This is a genomic window from Phenylobacterium sp., assembly GCF_035276905.1.
Classification (GTDB): domain Bacteria; phylum Pseudomonadota; class Alphaproteobacteria; order Caulobacterales; family Caulobacteraceae; genus Phenylobacterium.
The window spans coordinates 1-4622 of record NZ_DATELG010000298.1 but is presented as its reverse complement, the minus strand read 5'-3'; the positions used below and the strand labels follow the sequence as shown (position 1 = coordinate 4622).

Below are 4622 nucleotides of genomic sequence, written 5' to 3'. Positions count from 1 at the left end.
AAGGAGTTCTGGCACGTCGGCCGCGACCTGCCGCCGGGCCACCGGTTCGCGGCCCAGATGCCGCAGAACGTCTGGCCCGAGGCCGAGGCGCCCGGCTTCCACGAAGCTGTCGGCTGGCTGTTCGCCGCGCTCGACGCCATGGGGTCGAAGGTGCTGGAGGCGATCGCCGCCTGGCTGGGTCTGGAGCGTGGCTTCTTTGCGCCCACCGTCAGCGACGGCAACTCGATCCTGCGCCTGCTGCACTATCCGCCCATGCCGACACGAGACGGGCCCCACATCCGCGCCGGCGCGCACGAGGACATCAACGTCATCACCCTGCTGCTGGGCGCCGAGGAGGCCGGGCTGGAGGTGCAGGATCGCGACGACCGGTGGATCGCCGTCAACCCGCCGCCGGGCGCGCTGGTCTGCAACATCGGCGACATGCTGCAGCGCCTGACCAATCACCGCCTGCCCTCGACCACTCACCGGGTGGTCAATCCCGCGCCCGAGCGGCGCGGCTGTTCGCGCTACTCGACGCCCTTCTTCCTGCACTTCAACCCGGACTATGAGATCCGCACCCTGGCCGCGTGCGTCGACGCCGCCCACCCTGACCGCTACCCGCAGCCGATCACGGCGGACGCGTTCCTCCAGGAGCGGCTGCGGGAAATCAAGCTGGCTTAGCCAGATGCACCCCTTTGGGGGAGATCTTACGGCAGCTTGTCCACGTCGTCCGGCCCCGTCACCGTGACGTTCAGGTCGGTGACCAGGCCGTTGGCGAGCGAATAGACCCAGCCGTGGACATTGAGCGTCTGGCCACGCGCCCAGGCGTCCTGGACGAAGACGTCCGAGGCGACGTTCTTCACCTGGCGGATGACGTTCAGTTCGATCAGCCGGTCCAGGCGGGCGCCCTCGTCCGCCAGGGCGTCCAGCTCGTGCTTGTGGTCGTGGTGGACCTCGCGGATCGGGTGCACCCAATGATCGATCAGTCCACGGCGCTTGCCGTCCACCGCCGCGGCGACCCCGCCGCAGCCGTAGTGGCCGACCACCAGGATGTGCTCGACCTTCAGCACCTCGACCGAGAACTGCAGCACCGACAGGTAGTTGGCGTCCTGCGGCGGGGCGAGGTTGGCGACGTTGCGGTGGACGAACAGTTCGCCGGGATCGAGTCCGACGATCTCGTTGGCCGGCACGCGGCTGTCGGAGCAGCCGATCCACAGGTACTTCGGCGCCTGCTGGTCCACCAGCCGCTGGAAGAAGCCGGGATCGGCCGCGACCTTGCCGGCCGCCCAGTTGCGGTTGTTGGTCTTCAGTTCGTCGAGCATGGCGCGGCTTTAGGCCGCGCACGGCGCGGCCGCAACCCGTAACGCGGTCACGTCGGCGTGGCGTCGGGCTGCCGGTCCGGGTGGGCGGCCTGGAAGGCCGGATGTTCGGCGCAAGCGGCCGCGACCGCGCGGATCGCCGGATAGGGCGCAAGGTCGACCGCGTAGCGCTCGGCCGAATAGACCTGCGGGATCAGCAGACAGTCGGCCAGCGTCGGCTGGGCTCCGAAGGCGAAGCCCTGGCCGTAGGCGGCGATCATCGGCTCCAGCGCCGTAAAGCCGTCGTTGATCCAGCGCTGGGTCCAGAACGAGCGCCCGTCGGCGTCGACGCCGAGCTTGGTCAGCTGCCTCTGGATCCGAAGGTTGTTCAACGGATGGATGTCGCAGGCGACGATCCCCATCATCGCGCGGACCCGGGCGCGGTCGTAGGCGTCGGCCGGCATCAGCGGCGGGACCGGATGGACCTCCTCCAGCCACTCCAGGATCGCGAGGCTCTGGGTCAGCACCGCGCCGTCCTCGGTCTGAAGCGCCGGCGTCAGGCTCTGCCGGTTGATCCGCCGGTAGGCCTCGCCCAGCTGCTCGCCGGCCAGGAGGTTGACCGGCGCATAGTCGAACGCCAGCCCCTTGAGATTCAGGGCGATGCGCACCCGGTAGGGGGCGGTGGCGCGCCAGTAGCTGTGCAGGGTGAAAGCCATGCGCGGGGCTCCGGTTTCAGATCAGCTGGAAGACGAGGCGGCCGACGCCGTCGATCTCGCCGCCCACGCGGTCGCCGCGGACCACCGGACCGACGCCCTCGGGCGTCCCGGTGAAGATCAAATCGCCCGGCTCCAGCCGCCAGAGGCGGGAGGCCTCGGCGATGATCTCGGCCACGTTCCAGATCATCTCGCCGAGCGCCGCGTCCTGGCGGATCTCGTCGTTGACCGAGAGCCGGATGCGACCCTGCGGCGGGGCGCCCGCCCAGCGGCGGATGGCGCTGATCGGCGCGGAGGCGTCGAAGCCCTTGGCCGCCTCCCAGGGCTGGCCCTTGTCCTTGGCGGCCGACTGCAGGTCGCGACGGGTGAGGTCGACGCCGACCGCATAGCCCAGCACCAGGTCCAGCGCCCGCCCGACCGACACGTCGGCGCCGCCGGCCCCCAAGGCGACCACCAGCTCCACCTCGTAGTGCAGGTTCTGCGTCTTCGGCGGAAAGGCGACCTGGCCGCCCGGCGGGACCACCGCGTCGGCCGGCTTGGCGAAGAAGAAGGGCGGGTCGCGGTCGTCGCCGCCCATCTCGCGCCGGTGGGCGGCGTAGTTGCGCCCGACGCAGAGGACGCGGCGCACCGGGAAGACGGCCGTCTCGCCCTCGACCGGGACGGCGGGGCGGGGCGGGGCGGCGGATCGAAGACATAGGTCGTCATGCCATTGGGTTAGCGCTTCGGCGGGAGCGGCTTCAACTCGGAATATGCAGGCCGATGCCGCCAAGCCGGCGCGGTTGACAACACGGCGCGCGGCTTCAGGCTCCGCCGCTTGGAAGATCCAGGAGCCCGTCATGGCCGAGCCGAAGCCCGTCCCCGCCCCGCCGGCGCAAGGCCCGCTCGCCGACCTCACCGTCGTGGAGATGGGCACGCTGATCGCCGGGCCGTTCTGCGGCCAGATCCTCGGCGACTTCGGGGCCGAGGTGATCAAGATCGAGGATCCGAAGGGGGGCGATCCGATGCGCCAGTGGGGCCGGACCCTGCCCCAGGGCCTTTCGCCCTGGTGGCCCGTGATCGCCCGCAACAAGAAGTCGGTGACCCTCGACCTGCGCAGCGCGGAGGGCCAGGATCTGGCGCGGGCCCTGATCGCCAGGGCCGACGTGCTGATCGAGAACTTCCGGCCGGGCGCGCTGGAGAAGTGGGGGCTGGGCTGGGAGGCGCTGTCGGCGCTCAACCCGCGCCTGATCATGGCCCGCATTTCCGGCTTCGGCCAGACCGGCCCCTATTCCGGGCGCGCCGGCTTCGGCCTGATCGGCGAGGCCATGGGCGGCCTGCGCCATGTCACCGGCGAGCCCGACCGGCCGCCGTCGCGCGCCGGCGTCTCGATCGGCGACAGCCTGACGGGCATGCACGCGGCGATGGGGGTGATGATGGCGGTGCACGCCCGCGAGCGCACCGGCCGCGGCCAGCTGGTCGACGCCGCGCTCTACGAGAGCGTCTTCGCGGTGATGGAGAACCTGGTCACCGAATACGATCTCACCGGCTACATGCGCGAGCGCTCCGGCTCGATCCTGCCGGGGCTGGCGCCGTCCAACGTCTACCCCTGCGCCGAAGGCCAGATGATCCTGATCGGGGCCAACGGCGACCGGGTCTTCTCGCGCCTGGCCGACGCCATGGGCCGGCCGCAGCTGAAGACCGACCCGCGCTACGCCGACCATCCCAGCCGCGGCGCGAACCAGGCCGAGCTCGACCAGCTGATCGCCGACTGGACCCGCACGCGCACGCTGGACGACCTTTTGGCGCTGATGGAGACCCACGGGGTGCCGGCCAGCCGGGTCTATCGCGCCCCGGAGATGCTGGCCGATCCGCAGTTCGCCGCCCGCCAGGCGATCATCGAGACCGACCACCCGGTGTTCGGCCGCGTGAAGATGCAGAACGTGTTTCCCAAGCTGGGGTCGACGCCGGGCGCGGTGCGCTGGGCCGGCCCCGCGCTGGGCGAGCACACCGACGAGGTGTTGGCTGAACGCGCCGGCTGCCCGCCCGAGCGCCTGCAGGCGCTGCGCGCCCAAGGGGTGATCGGATAAGCCTGTCCGATCACGGAGGGTAACAATCGGTCCGCGACCTGTGCCGCGGACCGGAAAGAGGGAGGAAGGTCGCGTGACACGGGCGATGTCCCTGGCCGCCGGTCCGGCCCCTGCGAGTACTCCGCAGGTCTCCCCGGGCGAGGGTCTTATAGCCAAGCTTCGGGCGGCGGGAGGCGGCGCCTTGTCTCAGCCCTGCGACAGACTTGCACCCGCCGAAGTCATCCGGCGCCGAGGAGATCCGCCACCGCGGCGGCGACCTGGGTGACGTCGTAGGGCTTGCGGATGACCGGCGCCTCGAAGCCGCCCGGCGCGCCGCCGGTCTCGCCGTAGCCGGTGGCGAAGACGAACGGCACGTTGCGGCGCGCCAAAGCCTCGGCCACGGGGGTCACCGAGCGGCCGTTCAGGTTGGCGTCGAGGACGGCCGCGTCGATCGGCCGGTCCAGCAGCGCCATGGCCTCCTCCAGCTCGTAGGCGGGGCCGACGACCTCGGCGCCGGCCTCGGAGAGGCCCGTCTCCAGCTCCAGCGCCGGCAGCACCGCGTCCTCGACGATCAGCACCCGAGAACC

At 71.1% G+C, this 4622-nt stretch carries 5 protein-coding genes and 1 pseudogene; 2 read left to right on the top strand and 4 right to left on the bottom strand.

Features of this window, described 5'->3' with window-relative positions; genetic code table 11:
* A partial coding sequence (locus VJS38_RS14090) for an isopenicillin N synthase family dioxygenase (protein ID WP_324088781.1) occupies positions 1 to 660 on the top strand: 660 nt, incomplete at its 5' end.
* Between the two features lie 26 nt (positions 661 to 686).
* Here VJS38_RS14090 and VJS38_RS14085 read toward each other — a convergent pair.
* Genes VJS38_RS14085 through VJS38_RS14075 form a run of 3 tightly spaced genes read right to left on the bottom strand, consistent with a single transcriptional unit; the run spans position 687 to position 2618 of the window.
* On the bottom strand, positions 687 to 1301 hold the full coding sequence (locus VJS38_RS14085) for a carbonic anhydrase (protein ID WP_324088780.1): 615 nt from the start codon (positions 1299 to 1301) through the stop codon (positions 687 to 689).
* Between the two features lie 47 nt (positions 1302 to 1348).
* A complete protein-coding gene (maiA, locus tag VJS38_RS14080) occupies positions 1349 to 1993 on the bottom strand; it encodes a maleylacetoacetate isomerase (protein WP_324088779.1) in 645 nt (214 codons plus the stop codon).
* 16 nt (positions 1994 to 2009) lie between these two features.
* Positions 2010 to 2618, bottom strand: a complete 609-nt coding sequence (locus tag VJS38_RS14075) for a fumarylacetoacetate hydrolase family protein (RefSeq protein WP_324088778.1) — start codon at positions 2616 to 2618, stop codon at positions 2010 to 2012.
* Positions 2619 to 2826: 208 nt separating this feature from the next.
* Here VJS38_RS14075 and VJS38_RS14070 point away from each other — a divergent pair, with 208 nt between their 5' ends.
* Positions 2827 to 4056 carry a CaiB/BaiF CoA-transferase family protein gene (locus tag VJS38_RS14070; RefSeq protein WP_324088777.1) on the top strand — a complete coding sequence of 410 codons (1230 nt, stop codon included), beginning with the start codon at positions 2827 to 2829 and terminating at the stop codon, positions 4054 to 4056.
* A 218-nt stretch (positions 4057 to 4274) separates the two neighbouring features.
* Here VJS38_RS14070 and VJS38_RS14065 read toward each other — a convergent pair.
* A pseudogene (locus VJS38_RS14065) lies at positions 4275 to 4622 on the bottom strand (hypothetical protein); the annotation flags it as partial.